The organism is Pseudomonas oryziphila, from assembly GCF_003940825.1.
In the GTDB taxonomy this organism is placed as follows: domain Bacteria; phylum Pseudomonadota; class Gammaproteobacteria; order Pseudomonadales; family Pseudomonadaceae; genus Aquipseudomonas; species Aquipseudomonas sichuanensis.
The window spans coordinates 3,201,185-3,223,644 of the sequence record NZ_CP034338.1; the positions used below are offsets into that span (position 1 = coordinate 3,201,185).

Sequence of the window (22,460 nt, forward strand, 5' to 3'; positions counted from 1 at the left end):
TCGGTGTGGGAGCCGGCTTGCCGGCGATGAGGCCAGCCCAGACAGTGCAAAACGGTTGCTCCCACAGAGTAGCGTCCATCCTGTGGGAGCTGGTCGGTGATGAGACTCACCGAGCTACTGAGCGCTCACCACCGCCGCCCTGTCCTTCTCGCTGATCACATACTGCCGATACTGCGGATCCGCCTTGATCTGCACCTCGGTGAACGGGATCACTGACAGCTGCTTGGCGGCAAAGGCGCGGGTCTGGTCACCGGCATGGGCCGAAGCCGCCTCGCTGGACAGTGAAAACGCCAACAAGCCCTGAGCCTGGGGCCCCTGCTCGGTGAAACTGACCACCTGCAGGTAGCTGGAACCGCTGACCACCAGGCGCTTGCCCGGTGCGACCGGCACACTGAGCATGGCGTTATACACCCCCAACTCCTGCGGACCGCCAGGCACCGGCGTGCCGTCGCTGGCCTGCTGGATCTGCCCCCAGCGCTGCTCGGCAGCGATGCCGGCTTTGCCAACCTGGGCCAACGAGGCCAGCGCAGCCTGGTGCAACAGTTTGCCCACCGCCGCCTGCTCCACCGCCAGGCCACGAGGCGTATGCAGCGGGTCGACCGGATCGAACGCCACTCGCCAGCTTTCGCGATGTTCGGCCAGCGCGCCGGCGATGTTCTCGAAGTGCACCAGGCCGATCCCAGCCTCCAGATCAGCCTTGCCATTCCAGGCCTGCAGGCTGGCGCATACCGCCGCGACATCCGTCGGCGCGCCTTTGCACCATTGCAGCAGGTCGGGCAACAGCAGGCTGGCCAGGTATACCTCGTCATCGAACACCATGCGCTTCAGGGCATCGCCGTCCAGCTTGGCGCTACCTTGCAGGCGCTGCAGGGCGAAGCGGCTGCGCATGCCCAGCGGTTGTTCGGCACGGCTTTGCAGCGGCGAGAAACCGGCCAATGGCTGAACGGGGTTGGCCAGCCAGGCCGAGTCATTGGAATGCTGCACAAAGTCGCTGCGCACCAGGCTCGGTTGCAGGCGCGCCGGGAAGATCCCTGGTTGTGCGGCCTGGGCGTCTACCTTCCACTGGCAGGCACTGCGCGAGCCGTCCAGCACCACCACCGGCTCGGTGACGCCAGGGTTGCCACAACGAGCCAGCAACTCTTCATCGACATAGGGCACCACTGACTGATTCAGGTACAGCGCCTGCCCCGCTGCGTCGACCGCCAGGGTGTTGACCCAGGGGATGCCCTGCAACTGCGCAATCGACGCTTGCAGCGCGCCCAGGCTGTCGGCGCGGTTGATCCGATACCACTGTTGCAGCACCCGGGTGTTTTCCAGGTTGGCGTCACGCAGCGCATAGGCCGCCTTGTTGTCCCAGTCCAGCCGGCCGGGCCATTGCACCACCGGGCCGAACTTCGACAGATAGATGGGCCGTTCGACCTGCTGCAGCGCGCCGCCCTCGCCTTTCACCGTGACGCTGACCTTCTGCTGCTCAAGCGGCAGCGACTGCCCATCGACCAGGTAACGGGTCGGGTCTTTCGGGTCGAGTTGCAGGCGGTAAACAGTGAAGTGCTTCGACGTGTCTACGGTGTGGGTCCAGGCCAGGTGCTTGTTGAAACCGATGTTGACCACCGGCAGGCCCGGCAACGCCGCCCCCATGACATCCAGTTGCCCGGGAATGGTCAGTTGCATCTGGTAGAAGCGCATCCCGCCTACCCAGGGGAAATGCGGGTTGGCCAACAACAGGCCACGACCATTGGCCGAGCGCTGCGCACCCACCGCAACGGCGTTGCTGCCACGGCTCATGGCGAACTGCTGCTGCCGGGCCAGGGCCACGCTGTAGTCGACCGTCGGCCGCTGCGCCGCAAGGTTGGGCGGGGTCGCCGCCACCACGGCCTCGGCGAACTGGCCTACGCCACCTTCGGCCAACAAGCGTCGGGTCAACTTGACCAGGTCCAGGCTGGTGATCGGCCGCACCCAGTCGCCCGCCCCGCACTCGGCGGGCAGGCCCTGGGCCCGACGCTCGCCCAGGGCGCGGTTATAGCCGCGGGCATAGCCGTCCAGCAGATCGCGCACCGCTGCCGGTTGGGCCTGCAGGAAGCCGCTGACCGCGACGGGGTTGTTGAGCCAGGTGAAGAACAGGTCGCTGGCGAGGTTGTCGCGCTGTTCCACGGTCTTGCCGTCGCCACCGAAGTAGCGGGAGCGTTCGCCGTTGACCGTCAACACCTCGTTGGCCAGCAGGCACAGGTTGTCCTGGGCGTAGGCATAGCCGATGCCATAGCCCAGGCCACGCTCGTCGTTGGCCAGGATGTGCGGCACACCAAAGCTGGTGCGGCGGATCTGCGCAGAGGCTTCGCCGCTAGCCTCGCGCGCCTGCGCCAGCAGGCTGGAGGCAACCAGGACGGCGGCGAGGCCAAGGCGCAGGGTAGGACGCGAAAGAGGGATCACAGGCACTCCTCGTGCAATCGGGGGGGTTATCCCGATCAGACGAATGGCCGGATGAAAATTTTACGCCCTCTTGCCTGCTGCAACGTCTTCAACAAGGCAGGTCAGATTTTTTTACCGAGGGACTGCAGTTTTGCCGTTCTCGTTCGTCTTAATAGGTGAGAGAGGCAACAACGATGAATCCGCTGCGGTCGATGAAAAGGAGCATTCGCATGCACAACCCACAACCTTCGCTACCGGCGGCGCGCAGCCCGGTCGGCACGCCCTGCGCACAGGAAGTGCGCACCGGCAACGAGCAGATTCGCGAGCTGCTGCGCGTCTACGGGCTGCGTACCAGCCTGATCCGCCTCAAAGTCATCGACGCCCTGCACAGCGCCGATCGAAACGGCCGCAGCATTGGCGTGCGTGGTGTTCACGCGCACCTAGAGCAGCTGGACATTCCGTTGTCGTTCCTCAGCGTGCGCGAGGTGCTCAAGCGGCTGTGCACCGAAGGTGTCATCAGCCTGGGCAACGACAAGTGCTACAGCCTCGAGCCCCAGGCCCGCGCCGTACTCGAGCAGCCCACCTTGCGTTGAGCGTACGGCCGGCCATGATCCGCCGGCCGGCCCGCCTCAGGGCTTGACCTTGCGCCGCAGGATCCCGTTGATCACCACCACGACCACCGCAACGGCGATGGCGATGAACTGGAATGTCTGCTCGCTGATGGTGCCCTGCTTTTGCAGGTGACTCAGGCCGAGCATGATCCCCAATACCACCAGGATGATCAGGATCGAATATTTCAGGCGCTGCACATGTGTCATCGGGAGTTCCTTGCGACATCGGGGACATGAGGCTCCCTTGGAGCCGGCGCCATGATACCTCGCTGCCATTTCCCACGCTGATATTCCTGCCGACCTACGACGCACGCCTCCCTGCAGGATCAGATTCGCTGCTTGCCTGACGCAAAATCACTTAGCCGGTCGACGCCCGGATACCTGGGAATATTGTTCCCCTGCAACTGCGTGGGGTGATACACCCAAATTGCCACCATGGAAGGTCTTCTCTAGGACTTTTGGGGCCTGTAGCGTAAGGGTGAAGAATTTTCATACATCAATTATCGCGATTGCTTTCAAACGTCGTGCCGACAAGGCTACAAGCGCCGGTCCGATTCGCGCCTAGCGACCCTTTCTGATGCTGTTTGAAAATCGAGGCAAGCCAAGCGCCCAGCCGCGCCATGGCAACCCTCGGCGCGTGGTCTACGCAAAGGCCACGTGTCAAACGATCCCACAGCTCAAGGATGCCTTGCGTGGACATGCCAGATCTGAACAACATCGAAGTAACCCAACTGCCTCAGTCGCTGCAGGTGCTGATCGAATGCATCGGCCTCGAAAATGCCTATCGGCTCACCTGTGAGTTCGGCGGGCGCCCCAAGTACATCCCCAAACACCGCTCACGTACCAAACTGGCAGATGTCTTGCCGCCCGAAGCGCTCGACGCGCTGATCAAGCGCTTTGCCGGCCTGGCACTGGAGATCCCCAAAGCCGACCACTTTCAGCGCCAACTGCGCAACCAGCAGATTCAGAAGGAAAGCGCCAACGGCCTGTCACGCAGCCTGTTGGCCGACAAATACGGGCTTAGCCTGCGACAGATCGGCAATATTCGGCGCCAGGACTGCCAGGCTCGCTAAGCGTTGAACGGATGAATGAGACGACCAGAGGCGTCCGCGCCCGGCCACTGGTAGCCGGCGCGGACGAGCGCGAACAGTCAGAAGTCGCGCTTGTAGAAGATGTCCAGCGAGCTGGCCAGGCCGCTGGCGGCCTCCAGGTAGACTTTCTTGCTCAGCTTGTAGCGCAGGGCAATGGTATTGGCAGGCTCGAACACCCCCACACCGTAACGCAGGCTCAGCCGTTCGCTGAGGTTGCCGCTGGCGACCACACTGGTGCTTGTGCCCGAGCCCTCGGTGTCGAGCTGGAAATCTTCGATCCCCAGGTTTGACGCCAGGCTGCCAGTGATCCCGGCACTGCCCGCCAAACCCAAGCCCAACGCCGCCTCGGCCAACATGTTGCTGTCTTCGCCTGAAGCACCCAGTGGCCGCCCCAGCACCAGGTAGGACAACGCCTGCTCCTGGCTCATCGCCGGCTCGGAAAACACCTTGGTGGTGGGTTGTTCGGCGCTGCCGCTCAGGCGAATACCGGCAATCACGTCATCCACCTGACGAATCGCTTCGATATCCAGGTACGGCTGGTCGATGGGGCCCGCGAACAGCAGGCGCGCCCGGCGGATGGTGAGGCGCTGGCCATAGGCACGGTAGCGACCATCGGAAAGGCTCAGTTCCCCGCGGGTATCGAGGTTGTCACCAATGTGCACGTGGCCCAGCAGGTTGGCAGTGAAGCCGAAACCACTGAACGACAGCTTGTCGCGGCCGACCTCGACGTCAATGTCCATCGCCACCGCCATGGGCGGTTTGCCCTCCTGCGTCTGGTGGCCAACGATCACCGTGTCGTCGGATACCTGCACCGTCGACGGCGGCAGTTCACGCACGGTGATCTTGCCCTTGGGCACCAGCACCTTGCCGGTCACCGCCAGCTTGTCGTCGACCAGGCGGATGACCAGGTCGGGCGCAACCTCGAGCACCGCGTAGGGCTCGACGGTGACGGGCAGCTGCTGGCCGCTCAGGCGCAGCTCCATGGCCAGCGCCTGGCCCCAGGTCATCTGCCCGGCCAGCTCGCCACGCCCAGCCTCGCCACTGCGCCAGTCGCCCTTGAGCTGCACCTGCTCGCCGGCGATCAGCGCCTGCAGTGAAAGAGCCTGCAGGCTCACCGGCAATTCCGCGCCGCTGACCTCACCACCGCTCAATGCCAGGTTGCCGTTGACCTGCGGTGCCAACAGGCTCCCCGACAAGCGCCCACTGCCATTGAGCTGGCCGGCCAGGCGCTCGACCATCGGCAGGAACGGCCGGGCCACCGACAGCTCCAGGCCGGCCAGGCGGAACTCACCGGTCAGCGGCTTGTTGCGCCCAAGCGGGTCAAGGCGGGTATCGAGGGTCAGCTCCCCCAGGCGCTCGCCACGAAAGTCCAGGCGGGTGTCCACCCGACGTGGTGCCAGGGTGCTGTCCAGGCGCAACACCTGATAGGGGAAATCAACCCAGCGCCCCTTGTCGCGCACGCGCAGGGTGCCGCCACCGGCATCGACACGAATACTGCCCTTTGGGCCGCTGGCCGGGATATCGAGGTTGATGTCGGCATTGAGCAGCCCCTGCCAGGCGAAGTCCTTGGGCAGCCATTGCGCCAGGCTGTCCAGCGGGAACTGCTTGAGGTGATAGCGCAGGCGCGGCTCTGGCGCCAGGCGCTGGTCCTCGCCACACAGGCTGGCAAGGCCAGCACGCCAGCAATGGGCACCGAAGTCCAGCTGGCCGGTGGCCAGGCGCTGCAGGCGCGCCGGGGCTTGCAGTTGCCAGTCCTGGCCACCGGCCTGGATACGCCCGCTGGCCAGGCGACCGCGCCAGTCGCCCTTGCCGAGGGTGCCGTCGAGCGCCAGGTCGAGCTTGAGCTGCGGGCCATCGAGCGCCAGGGTGGCAGACTGCTGGCGGATATCGCCCTTGCCCTGCACATCCAGGTTGCCCAACGGGGTATCGCCCAGGCGGATAGCGCCGGCCTTGAGCGTGAGCTGCCCACGCTGGGCATTGTCCAGGCGCGCGTCGAGGTCCAGCCGCTGGACACGGTTGTCGGCCTGCGCCAGTTGCTGGCCGTGCAGCGTGAGGCTGCCCTGGGGCGCAGCGAGGGTGCCAGCCAGATCCAGGCGGCCCTTGACCTGGCCCTGCAGTTGCGGCCAGAGCTGGCCAAGGCGCGGCAGGTCGAGGTCAACGCGCCCGGCCAGGCGCTGCTGCAGGCTGCCACTGCCGTTGATGCGGTTGTCGCCCAACTGCACCGCCAGGCTGCCCAGGGTCCAATGCTCGCCCTTGCCGTCGGCATCCACCTTGAGCACGGCTGGCTGGCCACGCAGGCGACCCTTGAGGTCGAGCTGCGCCTTGAGCTGCAATTGCTGGTTCTTCAGCTCGCCCTGGCTGCGCAATGGCCCGGCCAGGGTACCGGGCAGCTCGGCCAGCCAGTAGGCCGGGTCGAGCGCTGCCAGCTGCAGGTCGACATCCCAGGCCAGGCTGTCGGCAAAGCGCAAGGCGACGCTGCCGGCTGCCTTGCCCTGCCCTGCACTCAGCGCCAATTGCGGCAGCCGCACCTGGCCGAGGTCACCGTCGAATGGGCTGGCGACGGTGAAAGCGCCTGCCGGGCCATCCAGGTCACCGTTGAACGCGCCCTTATAGTTGCCATCGCGGTACTGCACCTGCGCATTGAAGCGTTTGAGGGTCACCTGCGGTGGCTGTTCGAGGGGGTACAGGCGCAACCAGGGGAAATCAAGCCAGTCGATGCTGGCATCGGCGCTCAAACCCTGCTGCCAGTCGGCACTGGCCTGCAGCTTGACCCGCTGGGTATCACTGGCATTGAGGTCCAGGGCATCGAGCCGGGCGCCCTTGGCGTCCACCTTGCCGGCCAGCACCAGGCCCACCGGGCCCTGCTCCGCCGGCAGCGTGGCCGCACCGGACAGCTGGTAGCCCTTGAGCAGGTCGCCCTGGGCGTCGAGCCTGAGCTGGTTGAGTTGCAGGGTGTCGGGGAGGCTGGCGGCGGGCTTGAACGCCTCGGCGCGCAGGCTCAGTTTCGCCGGCAGGTGCTCGGCCAGGGCCTGCAACTCGCCGTTCAAGCGGGCATCGAGGTAGCCACTGCTGCTGGCGTCCAGCGTCAGTGTCTGTTGCAGATCGCCCTTGGCGCTCAACGCCAACTGCCAGGGTTGGCCGTCCACGGCCGGCAGTTGCAAGGTGCCTTGCAGTTGCAACGGCCAGTTGCCTTGCGGTTGCAACTCGCCCTGCAGGTCAAGGTGCAGGTCGTCGCGCTGCAGTTGCAGGCTGTCGATCCGCAGGCCGGCCGCGGTCCAGTGCGCAGCCAGCTGCAGATTACCCAGCAGCTCACTGCCATCAAGCCGCAGCTGGCCGACCTTCACCTCGCCCAGTTCGATGGCCAGCGGCAGATTCAGCGCCGGCAGTTGCAGCGGGCCGCTGTCAGGCTCGCTTTCACCCGGGGCGAAGGCCATGTCGATACGCTCGGCCTGCAGACGCTCGATGCACAGGGTGGCGCGCAACAGGCAGGCAGGGGACCAGTCCAGCTGCGGGGCTTGCAGTTCGATCCGGCTCTGGCCGTCAACCCAGCGCAGTTGGCTGGCTTGCCAACTGCCACCCAGCTTTCCTGCGAAGTCGCTGACCTCAAGCCCCGGCACCAGCTCCATTACCCAGCGGCTGCCCGCCTGGCTACCCAGCACCAGGCCCAGCGCCAAGGCGATCAGCAGCAACAAGGCGCCAATAACGAGCAAGAGGGATTTGAACACACGCATCACAGCTCGGGCCCCATGGAAAAGTGCAAACGAAAACCACCGTCGTCGTCCAGCGCGTGGGCCAGGTCCAGGCGCAGCGGCCCTACCGGCGAGACCCAGCGCACGCCGATGCCGACACCGGTCTTGAGGCTAGGCAGTTCCAGGCTGTTGAACGAGTTGCCTTGGTCGATGAAGGTTGCCAGGCGCCATTTTTCGGCGATCGAGTACTGGTATTCGGCACTGCCGGCCACCAGGTAGCGACCGCCGATACGGTCGCCCTTGTTGTTCTCTGGCGACAACGACTGGTAGTCGTAGCCTCGCACGCTCTGGTCGCCACCGGCGAAGAAGCGCAGCGACGGTGGGATGTTCTGCTGGTAGCCGTTGGTGGCGCTGCCGCCGAACTGCACGCGGCCGAGGAAACGGTGGTTGTGGCCGAGGGTGGTCAGGCCTTTGAGCAGCACGTTGCCGTGCACCAGGTTGGTATCCGAACCCAACCCTTCCTTGGCCGCCTGCAGGTCGAACTGCAGCCGATAGCCCTGGTGCGGATCGATCCGGTTGTCGCTGCGCAGGTAGGCGAAACTGATCCCCGGCATCAGCAGGTTGCTCAGGCCCGAGTCGTCACCCAGGCGGTACTCTTCGCGCTGGTACTTGAGCGAGATCACCCGCTGCCAGCCGCTGGGCAGCTTGCTGTGCCATTCCGGGCCGACGGTCAGCAGCTTGCTCAGCGTATCGGTGCCGGCGATATCCTCGTTCTGGTAGCCGCCGGCAAAGCGCAACTTGTCGGTGAGCGGTGGGTCGAGCGGGATGTCGTACCACAGGCCGACGTTCTGCCGGGGCGCCGACAGTTCGGTCTCCCAACCGTAGCTATGGCCTTGCGGGTTGACCCAGTGGCGGGTCCAGTTGGCCTTGGCACGCGGACCGACGTCGGTCGAAAAGCCCAGGCCCAGGCCCATGGTGCGTGGTTTACGGGTGTCGAGGCGAACTTCGACGGGAATATCTTCGCCCACGGCGGCGGTCGGCGCGGCATCCACCCGTACGCCTTCGAAATAGCCGCTCGATTGCAGATCGTTGTTGAGCTCGGCGATCAACTCCGAGTCGTAAGGGGTGCCGGGCTGGAACTGCACCATGCGCTGCAGCAGGTCCTGGTCCAGGGGCGTGTCACCGCCGAAGTGCACCGCACCCAGGCGATAGCGTGGGCCGCTCTGGTAGACCAGTTCGATGTCGGCGACACCGGCCTGGGGGTCGACTGCCAGGCGCTGGCGGGTGAAGCGGCCACTGAAAAAGCCATAGCGCGACGCCTGGTTGAGGATCAGGCGCTTGGCATCTTCGTAATGCCCATGATTGAGTTGCTCACCGGGACGCAGCGCCTTGCTGTCGGGGATGCGAAATGCCTTCATTTCGCTGGCCGGCCCTTCGATGCGCACCGTCACGTTGCGCAGGCGCACTGGCTCACCCGGGTCGACCCGGATGATCAGTTGCGGGGGTTTGTCCTTGTCACTCGGCGCCTTTACTTCGCTGTCGATGCGCGCCTGGTAATAACCCAGCGCCTGCGCCGCCTTGCGTGTCTGCTCCTCGGCGCCGCGACTGAAACGCAGCAGCGCTTCTTCATCGCGCTCGCCGAGGCTGCCGATATAACCTTCGATATTGGCCTTGAGCGGCTTGTTGGCGGGTTTCACCCGGACCAGCAACTCGCTCTGCGCCCATGCCATGGAGCTGGCGGCCAGCAGCAGCAGGCCCCAGCAAAGTCTTCCTGAATACGTCATGCGGCGCATGCTACCAGAGCGAGCCGGTCAAGGGTGCCGCCTGTCAATACCGGTCACACAACTGTCGCATTGGACGACGCCGGATTGGGATGAAAGAACACCCTTTCTCGGATTGGCCCTACAGCGACCTCACCAATCTCTTGATAGCCCTGGCGCTCATAGAAGGCCAGGTAGTGTGGATTGCCGGTATCCAGCACCACGCCCTGGGTGGCCGGGTCATCAGCACACCAGTCGTGCACCGCTTGCAGCAACTGTTCGCCGTAGTGCTTACCCTGGAACTGCGGATGCACACCCAGCAGCGGCAGTACATGCACCTGCCCGCTCGGCAGGCAACCCGCGAGCGCAGCCTGGTAGTCCAGGTAGCGTCGCGTGCAGCGCAGACCGGTGCCGAGCATCATGCGCAGGCGCCATGCCCAGCTGTCAGCCACACCCAGTCGACGTTGTGGCGGCACGATCAGTGCGATCCCGACCAGGCGGTCATCCACCAGCAGACCGATCGCCGGCAACTGTAGGTAGAAGTGCTGGCGCAGCCATTCGCGCACCAGCACCCGCAGACGCTGTTCATAGCCAGAGCGCTGGGCTTCGAACAACCAGGCAAAGGTCGGTTCATGGCGATAGGCGTGGTACAGCAGCGAGCGAGCCTCGCGGGCGTAGCCTTCGTCGAGCAGGCAAATACTGGCTGGTGCGGCTGGGGCGTCGGGCATCGCGGGCGGTCCTCCTGGAATGGGCGTGCAGTGCCTTGGAGTTACTGCACCGCGTATCGTTCACCACCCACAGCACGTTAGCAGCGCCAACCCTGGGTCGCCACGCTGGCCGCCGCCGGCGATGTCGGCTAGCATTCGAGGCTTTTATCAGGATTGTCTTTCCATGAAAGTCGTCTCGTTCAACATCAATGGCCTGCGCGCCCGCCCGCACCAGCTGGCGGCGCTGATCGACAAGCACCAGCCGGACGTGATCGGCCTGCAGGAAACCAAGGTCAGCGACGAACAGTTCCCGCTTGCTGAAGTCGAGGCGCTCGGCTACCACGTGCATTACCACGGCCAGAAAGGCCACTACGGCGTGGCGCTGCTGTCTCGGGAAAAGCCGCTGTCGCTGTCCAAGGGTTTCGCCAGTGATGAAGAGGATGCCCAGCGCCGCTTCATCTGGGGCACTTTCGCCGACCGTAACGGCACGCCGATCACGGTGATGAACGGCTACTTCCCCCAGGGCGAGAGCCGCGACCACCCCACCAAATTCCCGGCCAAACAGCGTTTCTACAGCGACCTGCAAGTATTGCTGGAGAGCCAGTTCAAGAATGACCAGCCGCTGCTGGTGATGGGTGATGTGAACATTTCGCCGCAGGATTGCGACATCGGTATCGGGGCGGACAACGCCAAGCGCTGGTTGAAGACCGGCAAGTGCAGTTTCCTGCCTGAAGAGCGCGAGTGGATGGAGCGCCTCAAGGGCTGGGGGCTGGTCGATACGTTCCGCCATCTGCACCCGGAGGTGGCTGATCAGTTCAGCTGGTTCGACTATCGCAGCCGGGGGTTCGAGGATGAGCCCAAGCGTGGGCTGCGGATTGACCTGATCATGGCTTCGCAGGGATTGCTGCCTCGGGTCAAGGCGGCGGGGATTGACTATGAGTTGCGGGGGATGGAGAAGCCTTCGGATCATGCGCCGATTTGGCTTGAGTTGGGGTGAGGGTTCGGGTTCGGGTTCGGGTTCGGGTTCGGGTTCGGGACTCAGTGTGTTTGTTTTGATAGATGTATGCGCATTCAGCGGCGATGGCGACTTTTAGTCACCTTTCCGCCCTTACGGCGGCCTACTTTGGTCTTGGCCAAAGTAGGCAAAGCCGCCTGCTCCCATCATACGGCCCCTACGCTGCGCTTCGGGGTCCCCTCGCTCCGGTGCCTTCCGGGCCCGCGCGGCCTCCGACTTGCTGCGCAAGTCTACATCTCGCGCCTTCGGCTTACGCCGAAGGGTGCTGCGCACCAGGGCCCTACAGTCACCTCCACTCGGCCTCCTGAAGTCGCAATTTGTGTTGCCTGGACTATCGCGCGCTTAGAAGCAAGAGCAAGAGCAAGAGCAAGAGCAAGAGCAAGAGCAAGAGCAAGAGCAAGAGCAGTAATACGGCTATATATATTTGGCTGTTGTTTATGTGTTGTTTGTTTGGGCCCAATGAACTTGCGCGTTCACTGTAGGAGCGGCCTTGTGTCGCGAAAGGGCTGCGCAGCGGCCCCGGCAATCTATGTTGCAACGCTGGGGCCGCTTTGCGGCCCTTTCGCGACACAAGGCCGCTCCTACAGGTACTGCGCAAGCCTGAAAGTTTCGCACTAACCTGTGGGAGCTGCGATTCGCCGCTGCGACTTACCAGCGATTGCGATCCTGAGTTCCCAACCCATCCAACTAGCGACAGCTAACGCCAGCCCAGGCGCCGCCCCTAACTTCGCGACTTCAGGAGGCTGAGCGCAGGCGTCTGGAGGGCCCTGGTGCGCAGCACCCTTCGGCGTTAGCCGAAGGCGCGAGATGTAGACTTGCGCAGCAAGTCGGAGGCCGCGCGGGCCCGGAGGACGCCGGAGCGAAGGGACCCCGAAGCGCAGCGTAGGGGCCGTATGATGGGAGCGAGCGGCTTTGCCTACTTTGGCCAAGACCAAAGTAGGCCGCCGTAAGGGCGGAAAGGTGACTACGCGTCGACATCACAAATGAATGCGCATACAACTATCAAAACCAACACACAACAAGACCCAAGAAACTTGAAACCGTTAAGCAATAACTGCAACAACCTCCAAACTCAACCCCCTACTTGCGCCGCTGCATCCAAGCCGCCCCCAACCCACTCAAACAAATCACCGAAATCCCAACCAAACTCATACCATCCGGCACCTGCCCAAAAATCACCAACCCCAACAACCCCGCAAACACAATCTGGCAATAACTGAACGGCGCCAACAACGCCGGCGCCGCAAACCTGAACGCCTGCGTCAGCAGCAAATGCGCCGTCATCCCACACCCCCCCAGCGCCAGCATCAACAACGCATGCGTCCACTCCGGCACCTGCCAGAAAAACGGCACCATCGCACTCAGCACCAAGGTATTGCACAACCCCGCATAGAAGTTGCTGGTGGTCGGGCTGTCATGGGCCGCCAGCACCCGCGTCAGCAACTGGTAAGAACAGAACCCCAGCGCCGACCCCAGCGGAAACAGGATCGCCGGGGTAAACATCGCCCCGCCGGGATGCACCACCACCAGCACCCCGACAAACCCCATCACCACCGCCGCCCACTGCCCCGCCGTGACCCGCTCCTTGAGCAGCGGCACCGACAAAGCGGTGACCAGCACCGGGGCCAGGAAGTTGACCGACGTCGCCTCGGCCAACGGCAAATACTGCAAGCCGGCAGTGAACAACAGGCTGGTGCTGAGCAGGCTCAAGGCGCGCAGGGTTTGCAACAACGGGCGCCGGGTACGCAGCACCGCCATGCCGGCCTTGGGCAGGAAGATCCCGGCCATCAGCAAGGTGTGCACCAGGTATCGGGCCCACACCACCATGATGATCGGGTAGATGCCACCGAGGAATTTCGACAACGCGTCGTGGCCAGCGAACAGGAAGGTCGCCAACACCACCAGGATGATACCGCGCAGCGGCTGGTTGACTCCGGACAGCGGCGTACTGGAACTCATGGGGCTCTCGGGCGGTGGCCCCGGCCTTGCGCCCGGGCATCCGCGGATTCTAGAAGAGATCCACGGCGATGAACATTGCCTGGGCCGAGGCATCTGTACTGTCCGGTACATTTCGTTCGCTGATCGACCACTTTCCCCCTGCGCCCACTGCCAGCCATTTGCCGATGGCCGATCATGTCCATCCACCTTTCCATCCGTACAAGGAGTACCTCCATGCACAGGCTCACCACCCGCCACGGCCTCGACATGCCTGCCATCGGCCTGGGCACCTGGCCAATGACCGGCGCCGACTGTACCCGCGCCGTGCACCAGGCGCTGGAGCTGGGCTACCGGCATATCGACACTGCCACCGCCTACAACAACGAAGCCGCAGTCGGCCAGGCCCTGCGTGACAGCAGCGTGCCGCGCGAAGCCATTCACCTGACCACCAAGGTCTGGTGGGACCGCCTCGCCCCCCAGGCCATGCGCCAGTCCCTGGAAGACAGCCTACGCGCCCTGGGCACCGAACAGGTCGATCTGTTCCATATCCACTGGCCGGGCAAGGATTGGGACCTGGCGCGCAGCATCGAAACCCTGGTGGCCCTGCGCGATGAAGGCAAGGCGCGCTGCATCGGCGTGGCCAACTTCCCGCTCGGGCTGCTGCGCCAGGTGATCGAACAACTGGGCGCCCCGCTGTCGGCGATCCAGGTCGAGTACCACGTGCTGCTCGACCAGACGCCGCTGCTCGACTTCGCTCGCCAGCATGGCCTGGCCTTCACCGCCTACACCCCACTGGCACGCGGCCAGGCTGCCGAACAACCGGCCATACGCACCATCGCCGACAAACACGGCGCGCTGCCCAGCCAAGTGGCCTTGGCATGGTTGCTGGAGCAATCCGCCGTGGCAGTGATCCCGAAAGCCAGCAGCCGTGAAAACCAACTGGCCAACCTGGCAGCGCTGGACCTGCGCCTGGATGATGAGGACCGCGCACGGATCGCGGCGCTGGCGAAGGACCGGCGCCTGGTCAGCCCGGATTTCGCACCACAGTGGAACAGCTGAACATCCCCTTCAGATCGCCTGCACCGCCAGCAGCTCGGTGAGCACCTCGGCCAACGCCTTGACCATCACATCGGCCGTGGGCCGGTGCACGATCACGATCTCGTAGCTGTCCACCTCCGGCAGCCCCTGCTCCCCCCCCAGCACCCGGTGCTCGCGGGTCGCCGCCCGCGGAGGCAGCAGGCTGATACCCATGCCGTCTGCCACCGCCGCCTGGATGCCGCTGAGGCTGGAGCTGGTGAAACTGATGCGCCAGCGCCGGCCCATGCCCTCGATGGCGCTGATCATGTCGTCGCGGTACAGGCCCCTTGGCGGGAAGGTCACCAGCGGCACCGGGTCGAGTTCGAAGGCTGGCATTCGCGCGCTGTCGATCCATTGCAGGCGCTCCGGCCAGCAGGCCACCCCTTCGCGGCTGTTGCGCCGTTGCTTGAGCAGCACCAGATCGAGCTCGCCGTTGTCGTAGGCCTGGCTGAGGTCGCGGCACAGCCCGCTGGTGACCTCCAGCTTGACCTGCGGGTGGCGCCGGCTGAAGGCCGACAGCGCATTGGTGGTGCGCCCGCCCACGAAGTCCTCCGGCACGCCCAGGCGCACGGTCATGCCGACCATGGCCCCGGCCAAGGCTTCGAGCATCTGGTCGTTAAGCGCCAACATGTGCCGGGCGTAACCCAGCAGGGTCTGGCCGGCGTCGGTAGGCAGCACGTCGCGGTTACCGCGCACCAGCAGGCGGTGGCCGACCATCTCTTCGAGGCGTCGGACCTTCTGGCTGATGGTCGATTGGGTGGAATGCAGGCGTGCTGCCGCCGTGGTGAAACTGCCGCAATCGGCCACCACGACAATGGCGCGCAGCAGGTCGAGGTCGAACAGGGCTCTATTCGATTTAACGCTGATGGACATCTTGGTATTCGACTTCTGAATGACAAGGCTGACTTCTATCACGCCCCCTCCACGCCCGGCAACCATGTGCAAAACCACTGCCTGGCATCCAGAAAATTCACTTCTGGCGCCGCGCGCAGTTACCTAGGATGAACGCTCGCCCTGCCAGGAACCCCGGACCATGCGCCTGCCGATTGCCACCCTGCTGCTGGCCCTGCTCACCAGCCTTGCTGCCCACGCCGAGAGCCTGTCCATGAATAACCGCCTGTTCGATGCCGCCCGCCTCGGCGACCTGCCCGCCATCCGCCAGGCGCTCGCCCAGGGCGCCACCCTCGACGCCCGTGACAAGCAAGGCCATACCGCGCTGCTGGTGGCCACCCACGCCAACCAGGTCGCCGCTGCGCAGGTACTGATCGAAGCGGGTGCCGACGTCAACGCCAAGGACAACATCCACGACAGCCCTTACCTGTACGCCGGTGCCCGTGGGCTCGACGAGATGCTGCGCCTTACCCTCGCCCATGGCGCCGACCTGAGCAGTACTAATCGCTATGGCGGTACCGCACTGATCCCGGCGGCCGAGCGCGGGCATGTGCAGACCGTGCAGTTGCTGATCGATGCCGGGGTCGATGTGAACCACCTCAACCGCCTGCACTGGACCGCGCTGCTGGAGGCGGTGATCCTCGGCGATGGCGGGCCGCGCCATGTGGAGATCGTGCGCCGGCTGCTGGCGGCCGGGGCCGACCCGGCGATTGCCGACAAGGACGGGGTGACGGCGCTGGAGCATGCGCGCCAGCGCGGGTATGGGGAGATGGTCGCGCTGCTGGCACGTTGATTTCTTGGAGGGGCCAATCGCCGGCAAGCCGGCTCCCACAGGTAATGCACGACATCTGCAGGAGCGGCCTTGTGCCGCGCCTACAAAACTACCGCCCCTTTACTCCACCACCTCGAACGGCAACCCCACATAGTTCTCGGCAATATTCACCAACCCCGCCTGCGAACTGAGGAAGTACTCGCGATCAGCCTCCTGCATCTTGCGGTCCCAGTCATCGTGATGCTCACCAAAATCATGCAGCAACTGGGTCATGAACCAGCTGAAACGCTCGCCCTTCCACACCCGGCGCAAGGCCATGGGTGAGTACTGGGCAAGCAGGTCGGTCCGGCCTTCGCGGTACACCTTGAGCAGGATCCGGTACAGGTAGTTCACGTCCGAGGCCGCAAGGTTGAGACCTTTGGCACCCGTGGGCGGGACGATGTGCGCGGCATCACCGACCAGGAACAACCGGCCATGCTGCATGGGCTCGACCACCAGGCTGCGCAGCGGCGCGATGCTCTTTTCCAGGGCCGGGCCGGTGACCAGCCGTTCGCCCACCTCCTCGGGCAGCCGAGCCTTGAGCTCACCCCAGAAACGCGCATCCGGCCAGTCCTCCACCCGCTCCTGCAGCGGCACCTGCAGGTAGTAGCGGCTGCGGGTCTGCGAACGCTGGCTGCACAGCACGAAACCGCGCTCGTGGTGGGCGTAGATCAGTTCGTGGTTCACCGGCGGGGTATCGGCCAGCAGCCCCAACCAGCCGAACGGGTAGACCCGCTCGTAGGCCTTGAGCACACCGTCGGGAATGCTTTGCCGGGCGACCCCGTGGAAGCCGTCGCAGCCGGCGATGTAGTCGCAGTCGACGCGGTGCAACTGGCCATCCTTCTCGAACGTCAGGTATGGCTGCGCGCCGTCGATGTCATGGGGCTGTACCTTGCTGGCTGAATAGATGATCGGTGCCCCGCTCTGCTCACGGGCCTGCATCAAGTCGCGGGTGACCTCGGTCTGGCCGTAGACCATCACCGTCTTGCCACCGGTCAGCGCCTTGAGGTCCAGGCGCTGGCGGCGGCCACCGACCAGCAACTCGACGCCTTCGTGGACCAGCCCTTCGCGGTCCATGCGCTCGCCAACCCCGGCCTCGCGCAGCAGATCGACGGTGCCCTGTTCGAGCACCCCGGCGCGAATGCGCCCAAGTACGTAGTCGGGGGTCTGGCGCTCGACGATCAGCGTGTCGATGCCGGCCTTGTGCAGCAACTGGCCCAGCAGCAGGCCGGACGGACCTGCGCCGATGATTGCAACCTGAGTCTTCATTGTTGTTGTCTCTTTGTGCTGTTACGGTTCTCCTCTGCATTTTTACGAGCGATTCAGCCCGAAAAAGTGTGCTATCCACTGTAAAAACTGCACTTTTACAAAAAACGTTCGATTAACGGACAAGGCCATCCCCATGCCCAGCCCCCTCTCCGGCATTCCGCTGTTCCAGCTCTACGGCGAAAACCACGCCTGGCCCGACACCGACCTGCTGCACTGCGAGTCGATCCCGGCACGCAGCCGCCTGCACCACTGGGAGATCAAGGCGCACCGCCATGCCGAACTGTTCCAGCTGCTGTACGTGCAGCGCGGCGAGGCGCAGGTGGAGATCGAGGGCGCGCGCAGCGTGATCCGCCAGGCGGCGATCCAGGTGGTGCCGCCGCTGACCGTGCATGGCTTTCGTTTCAGTGCCGATATCCAGGGCCATGTGCTGACCTTCGGCACGGCGCTGGTGGCCGACCTCGAGCAACGCCTGGGCGCGCCATTGAGCGTACTGGCCGCGCCCGGCTGCTACCCGCTGGGCCAGGACCGCATGCGCCTGCACACGCTGATCGACACGTTGCAACAGGAATATCAGGGCAACGCCCCGGCACGGGCGGCGTTGCTGCAGGCACTGGTCACCGCGCTGATGGTGTGGATCAGCCGCCAGCAGCACGACCGCGCCCCGCGCACCCGCGGCGAGCGCGACCAACAATTGCTTGGCCGCTATCTGCGCCTGGTCGAGGCGCACTACCGCGAGCACCTGGCCGTGGAAACCTATGCGGCACGCCTGGGCATCAGCAGCCTGCAGCTCAATCAGCTGTGCCGCGCCCTGGCCAGCCAGACCGCACTGCAGGTGGCGCACCAGCGCCTGCTGCTCGAAGCCCGGCGCAACCTGTCATACACACGCATGAGCATCGGCCAGCTGTCCGACAGCCTCGGGTTCAGCGACCCCACCTACTTCGCCCGTTTCTTCAAGCGCTTGAGCGGCCAGACGCCCAACGCCTACCGCCGCGCCACGCAAAGTGAATAATCATTGCAGCCACGCAAAGAGCCAACTGCGTCGTTAAATATTATTGACCAAAACCCCCGCCAAACCCTTGTCACCCAAGGCTCCGAGACCTTCAAGCCCCCGAAAAACGGCGCCTCAGCGCCCTGCCACTCGTTTGACATATCGAACGGCTCTGGCAAGCTATCAGTCAGGCCCCGACCGGCATCGCCCCTGAGGCGAGCCGGCAGTGCTCGGGGCTACAGGCTGCACCCATGGCCCCGGCCGTGCGCCTGCACAACAACGACAGGCAAGACCTGTCCCAAGGTGACATATGTCCAACAGCAACATTGGCAACAAGCAACCTTCCCTGCGCAAACCCGTCGTCCTGATGACCATGGGCAGCCAAGAGCGCAAAGGCCATGACTATCAGGTCATGACCCACAAATACATCACCCCGCTGGTCGAGTTCTCCGGTTGCGTCCCGGTGCTGGTCCCCACCTGCTGCGGCAGCGACGACCTCGAGACGTACCTGGACATGGCCGACGGCGTGTACCTGACCGGTGCCGGCAGCAATATCGACCCGGCCCTGTACGGCCAGGAGAACCAGACCCCCGGCAAGGGCCAGGACCAGAACCGCGACCTGTTCGACATCCCGCTGGTCAAGGCGGCGATCAAGCGTGGCCTGCCGATCTTCGGCATCTGCCGTGGCATGCAGGAAATCAACGTGGCCCTGGGCGGCGACATCTACCAGAAGGTCTACGCCGAGCCTGGCTTCAACGACCACCGGGAAAACCCGGAAGATCCGGTCGAAGTGCAATACGCCCAGGTGCATGGGGTGAAGATCAAGCCGGGTAGCTGGCTGCGCGACACCCTGGGCACCGACGAGATCCGCGTCAACTCGCTGCACGGCCAGGGCCTGCGCAAGCTGGGCGCCGGTATCGAGCCGATTGCCCATGCCGAAGACGGCCTGGTCGAGGCGATCCACGCGCCGAGCATTTCGCCCTTCCTGTTCGCGGTGCAGTGGCACCCGGAATGGCAGGCGGCGAAGAACCCTGACTCGATCAAGATGTTCCAGGCCTTCGGCGACGCTTGCCGCGCCCAGGTCCGCAAGTCACAGGTCAAGCGCCATCAGGCAGCCTGATCCAGCAAAGCTTCGTTAGCTTTGATCGCGGGGCGGCGCAAGGTCGCCCCCGTTTCCTACGGTCACCCTCTGCTGGTCCCAGAACACTTCCCGTGGAAGCGGGCGGCGGGCTTGTGCCTGTCTCCGCGATCTTTTTTTCCTTCTCCCCGCCTAGAGATACGATGACTGCCAAGTGGTTGTCGTAAGATCTTCTGCGCCTGTGAGATCGAGCGCCGCCCGCGCGGCGCATCGCTGGCAAGCCAGCTCCCACATCTGTTTCGGGCCAGTCACTCCTGTGGCTTCATCGCTGTCCGCCTTGTTGGTACGACGCGGTAGTGAGGTGGGCACTGCTGGCGCCTCGCCTGACTTGAGGCATGCACCAAGGCGGGCAGCGGTACCCTCACAGGCATAATTGGCCCGAAACAAATGTGGGAGCTGGCTTGCCAGCGATGCGCCGCGCCGGCGGCGCTCGATCTCCCCGCCAACAAACACCTGACGGCGAACACCCCAAATCAAAAAATCTACCCAAGGGGACTAGTCATCGTACAAGTTGTACGATAACTTACCTCTAACGCAGAACAACACCCTTCACCCCAAGCGCCACAGGATGCCTACAACAATGACTCCACAAGAACTGAAATCCATCCTCTCCCACGGCCTGCTGTCTTTCCCGGTCACCGACTTCGACGCCCAGGGCGACTTCAACCCTGCCGGCTACGTCAAGCGTCTGGAATGGCTGGCCCCCTATGGCGCCAGCGCGCTGTTCGCCGCCGGCGGCACCGGTGAGTTCTTCTCCCTGGCCGCCAGCGAGTACAGCCAGGTGATCAAGACCGCAGTCGACACCTGCGCCACCTCGGTACCGATCCTCGCCGGTGTCGGCGGCTCGACCCGCCAGGCCATCGAATACGCCAAGGAAGCCGAGCGCCTGGGCGCCAAGGGCCTGCTGCTGCTGCCGCACTACCTCACCGAAGCCAGCCAGGACGGCGTTGCCGCCCATGTCGAGGCGGTGTGCAAGGCCGTCAACATCGGTGTTGTGGTCTACAACCGCAACGTCTGCCGCCTGAATGCCGACCTGCTGGAAAAGCTCGCCGAGCGCTGCCCGAACTTGATCGGCTACAAAGATGGCCTGGGCGATATCGAGCTGATGGTGTCGATCCGTCGCCGCCTGGGTGATCGTTTCAGCTACCTGGGTGGCCTGCCCACCGCCGAGGTGTATGCTGCCGCGTATAAAGCCCTCGGTGTGCCGGTGTACTCCTCGGCGGTGTTCAACTTCGTGCCCAAGACCGCGATGGACTTCTACCACGCCATCGCCCGTGACGATCACGCCACCGTCGGCAAGCTGATCGACGACTTCTTCCTGCCGTACCTGGACATCCGCAACCGCAAGGCCGGCTACGCCGTGAGCATCGTCAAGGCCGGCGCGCGTATCGCCGGTTACGACGCAGGCCCGGTGCGCACGCCGCTGACCGACCTGACCGCGCAGGAATACGAGATGCTCGCCGCACTGATGGACAAGATGGGGCCACAAACACTGTAAGCCCCGATCGCCGGCAAGCCGGTTCCCACAGGAGCAGGCTTGCCGGCAATGGGCCGCAACGCGGTCCAGCGCCCTGCCCTGGCGCCAAAAGACAATCTGATAGCCCGCACAAAAATAACTAGTGGGAGTAAGCAGCATGCAAGCGACGAAAAAGACGCATGTGCGCTACCTGATTCTGTTGATGCTGTTCCTGGTGACCACCATCAACTACGCCGACCGCGCCACCATCGCCATTGCCGGCTCCAGCCTGCAGAAGGACCTTGGCATCGACGCAGTCACCCTCGGCTACATCTTCTCCGCCTTCGGCTGGGCCTACGTGGCCGGGCAAATCCCCGGCGGCTGGCTGCTCGACCGCTTCGGTTCGAAGAAGGTCTATGCCTTCAGCATCTTCACCTGGTCGCTGTTCACCCTGCTGCAGGGCTTCGTCGGTGGCCTGCCGGTGGCCTGGGCCGTGGTCACGCTGTTCACCCTGCGCTTTCTGGTCGGTTTCGCCGAAGCCCCGTCGTTCCCCGGCAACGCCCGGATCGTCGCGGCCTGGTTCCCCACCCAGGAGCGCGGCACCGCCTCGGCAATCTTCAACTCGGCGCAGTACTTTGCCACTGCCCTGTTCGCCCCGATCATGGGCTGGATCGTCTTCAGCTTCGGCTGGGAGCACGTGTTCGTGGTGATGGGTGTACTGGGCATCGTGTTCAGCGGGGTGTGGATGAAGACGATCTACAACCCGCGCCAGCACCCGCGCATCAGCCCCAGCGAGCTCGACCACATCGAGCAGAACGGCGGCCTGGTGGACATGGACCAGAAACGCGGCAACGACGGCCCGAAATGGGGCTACATCAAGCAGCTGCTGACCAGCCGCATGCTGCTGGGCGTTTACCTGGGCCAGTACTGCATCAACGCCATCACCTACTTCTTCCTCACCTGGTTCCCGGTGTACCTGGTGCAGGAACGCGGCATGACCATCCTCAAGGCCGGTTTCATCGCCTCGTTGCCGGCGATCTGCGGCTTCATCGGTGGTGTGCTCGGCGGTGTGCTGTCGGACTGGCTGCTACGCCGTGGCAACTCGCTGACCTTCTCGCGAAAGCTGCCGATCGTCTGCGGCCTGTTGCTGTCGACCACCATGGTGTTCTGCAACTACGTCGACGCCGAATGGATGGTAGTAGGCTTCATGACCCTGGCCTTCTTCGGCAAAGGCATCGGTGCGCTGGGCTGGGCCGTGGTGGCCGACACCTCGCCCAAGCAGATCGCAGGACTGTCGGGTGGTTTGTTCAACACCTTCGGCAACATCGCTTCGATCACCACACCGATCGTCATCGGCTACATCATCAGTGCCACCGGTTCGTTCAAGTGGGCGCTGGTGTACGTCGGCGCCAACGCCCTGGTGGCGGTGTTCAGCTACCTGGTGATCGTCGGCCCGATCAAGCGCATCGAGCTCAAGGACGACCCAAAGCAAGAACCCGCGCCAACCGCTGAACTGGCAGGTTCGCGCCACTGAGTGAAAGCCCCCGGCGCCCGTGCACGCGGCGCCGGCGGCCGTATGAACGCCTGAGAGAAATAACCAGAAGGGCCTGACC

17 protein-coding genes are annotated in these 22,460 nt (G+C 64.3%); 9 read left to right on the forward strand and 8 right to left on the reverse strand.

The features are described from left to right. Nucleotides 1–114: 114 nt before the first annotated feature. The gene (gene pvdQ / locus EJA05_RS14915) at nt 115–2,427 is read right to left on the reverse strand and encodes a bifunctional acylase PvdQ (RefSeq protein ID WP_125858838.1); all 2,313 of its coding nucleotides are present in this window, start codon (nt 2,425–2,427) and stop codon (nt 115–117) included. Nucleotides 2,428–2,636: 209 nt separating this feature from the next. Here pvdQ and EJA05_RS14920 point away from each other — a divergent pair, with 209 nt between their 5' ends. Beyond that, on the forward strand, nt 2,637–2,999 hold the full coding sequence (locus tag EJA05_RS14920; RefSeq protein ID WP_125464275.1) for a fe2+ zn2+ uptake regulation protein: 363 nt from the start codon (nt 2,637–2,639) through the stop codon (nt 2,997–2,999). Between the two features lie 36 nt (nt 3,000–3,035). Here EJA05_RS14920 and EJA05_RS14925 read toward each other — a convergent pair whose 3' ends face one another. After that, the gene (locus EJA05_RS14925; RefSeq protein WP_110994403.1) at nt 3,036–3,224 is read right to left on the reverse strand and encodes a hypothetical protein; all 189 of its coding nucleotides are present in this window, start codon (nt 3,222–3,224) and stop codon (nt 3,036–3,038) included. A gap of 485 nt (nt 3,225–3,709) precedes the next feature. Here EJA05_RS14925 and EJA05_RS14930 point away from each other — a divergent pair, with 485 nt between their 5' ends. Further along, a complete protein-coding gene (locus tag EJA05_RS14930; RefSeq protein WP_125858839.1) occupies nt 3,710–4,090 on the forward strand; it encodes a Mor transcription activator family protein in 381 nt (126 codons plus the stop codon). Nucleotides 4,091–4,167: 77 nt separating this feature from the next. On the opposite strand, the gene EJA05_RS14935 is transcribed toward EJA05_RS14930, so the two are convergent. Genes EJA05_RS14935 through EJA05_RS14945 form a run of 3 tightly spaced genes read right to left on the reverse strand, consistent with a single transcriptional unit; the run spans nt 4,168 to nt 10,285 of the window. Continuing rightward, a complete protein-coding gene (locus EJA05_RS14935; protein ID WP_407692078.1) occupies nt 4,168–7,842 on the reverse strand; it encodes a translocation/assembly module TamB domain-containing protein in 3,675 nt (1,224 codons plus the stop codon). After that, a complete protein-coding gene (locus EJA05_RS14940) occupies nt 7,839–9,581 on the reverse strand; it encodes an autotransporter assembly complex protein TamA (RefSeq protein ID WP_125464278.1) in 1,743 nt (580 codons plus the stop codon). Before EJA05_RS14940 ends, EJA05_RS14935 begins: the two co-directional genes overlap by 4 nt. A gap of 53 nt (nt 9,582–9,634) precedes the next feature. Further along, nucleotides 9,635–10,285, reverse strand: a complete 651-nt coding sequence (locus EJA05_RS14945) for a GNAT family N-acetyltransferase (protein WP_125858841.1) — start codon at nt 10,283–10,285, stop codon at nt 9,635–9,637. A gap of 163 nt (nt 10,286–10,448) precedes the next feature. On the opposite strand from EJA05_RS14945, the gene xthA reads away from it, so the two are divergent. Next, on the forward strand, nt 10,449–11,261 hold the full coding sequence (xthA, locus tag EJA05_RS14950; RefSeq protein ID WP_125464280.1) for an exodeoxyribonuclease III: 813 nt from the start codon (nt 10,449–10,451) through the stop codon (nt 11,259–11,261). Nucleotides 11,262–12,359: 1,098 nt separating this feature from the next. On the opposite strand, the gene EJA05_RS14955 is transcribed toward xthA, so the two are convergent. Further along, nucleotides 12,360–13,238, reverse strand: a complete 879-nt coding sequence (locus EJA05_RS14955; protein ID WP_125858842.1) for a DMT family transporter — start codon at nt 13,236–13,238, stop codon at nt 12,360–12,362. 213 nt (nt 13,239–13,451) lie between these two features. Between EJA05_RS14955 and EJA05_RS14960 the strand changes: the two genes are divergently transcribed. Continuing rightward, nucleotides 13,452–14,276, forward strand: coding sequence for an aldo/keto reductase (locus EJA05_RS14960; RefSeq protein WP_125858843.1), 825 nt, complete (start codon nt 13,452–13,454; stop codon nt 14,274–14,276). A gap of 9 nt (nt 14,277–14,285) precedes the next feature. Here the strand turns inward: EJA05_RS14960 and EJA05_RS14965 are convergent, their stop codons facing one another. Continuing rightward, nucleotides 14,286–15,167 carry a LysR substrate-binding domain-containing protein gene (locus EJA05_RS14965; protein ID WP_110996210.1) on the reverse strand — a complete coding sequence of 294 codons (882 nt, stop codon included), beginning with the start codon at nt 15,165–15,167 and terminating at the stop codon, nt 14,286–14,288. Between the two features lie 160 nt (nt 15,168–15,327). Here EJA05_RS14965 and EJA05_RS14970 point away from each other — a divergent pair, with 160 nt between their 5' ends. After that, the gene (locus tag EJA05_RS14970) at nt 15,328–15,978 is read left to right on the forward strand and encodes an ankyrin repeat domain-containing protein (RefSeq protein WP_125858844.1); all 651 of its coding nucleotides are present in this window, start codon (nt 15,328–15,330) and stop codon (nt 15,976–15,978) included. Between the two features lie 99 nt (nt 15,979–16,077). On the opposite strand, the gene pobA is transcribed toward EJA05_RS14970, so the two are convergent. Next, the gene (pobA, locus tag EJA05_RS14975; protein ID WP_125464285.1) at nt 16,078–17,265 is read right to left on the reverse strand and encodes a 4-hydroxybenzoate 3-monooxygenase; all 1,188 of its coding nucleotides are present in this window, start codon (nt 17,263–17,265) and stop codon (nt 16,078–16,080) included. Nucleotides 17,266–17,398: 133 nt separating this feature from the next. Here pobA and EJA05_RS14980 point away from each other — a divergent pair, with 133 nt between their 5' ends. From EJA05_RS14980 to EJA05_RS15000, 4 genes are all read left to right on the forward strand, one after another. Continuing rightward, complete coding sequence (locus EJA05_RS14980) at nt 17,399–18,274, forward strand: helix-turn-helix domain-containing protein (RefSeq protein WP_125464286.1); 876 nt, start codon at nt 17,399–17,401, stop codon at nt 18,272–18,274. A gap of 289 nt (nt 18,275–18,563) precedes the next feature. Beyond that, nucleotides 18,564–19,373, forward strand: coding sequence for a gamma-glutamyl-gamma-aminobutyrate hydrolase family protein (locus tag EJA05_RS14985; RefSeq protein ID WP_110996215.1), 810 nt, complete (start codon nt 18,564–18,566; stop codon nt 19,371–19,373). Nucleotides 19,374–19,971: 598 nt separating this feature from the next. Next, nucleotides 19,972–20,889 (forward strand): 5-dehydro-4-deoxyglucarate dehydratase, encoded by a 918-nt coding sequence (gene kdgD, locus EJA05_RS14995; RefSeq protein WP_125858845.1) that lies wholly within the window; start codon nt 19,972–19,974, stop codon nt 20,887–20,889. A gap of 136 nt (nt 20,890–21,025) precedes the next feature. Further along, nucleotides 21,026–22,381, forward strand: a complete 1,356-nt coding sequence (locus EJA05_RS15000; RefSeq protein ID WP_125464290.1) for an MFS transporter — start codon at nt 21,026–21,028, stop codon at nt 22,379–22,381. Nucleotides 22,382–22,460: the final 79 nt, after the last annotated feature.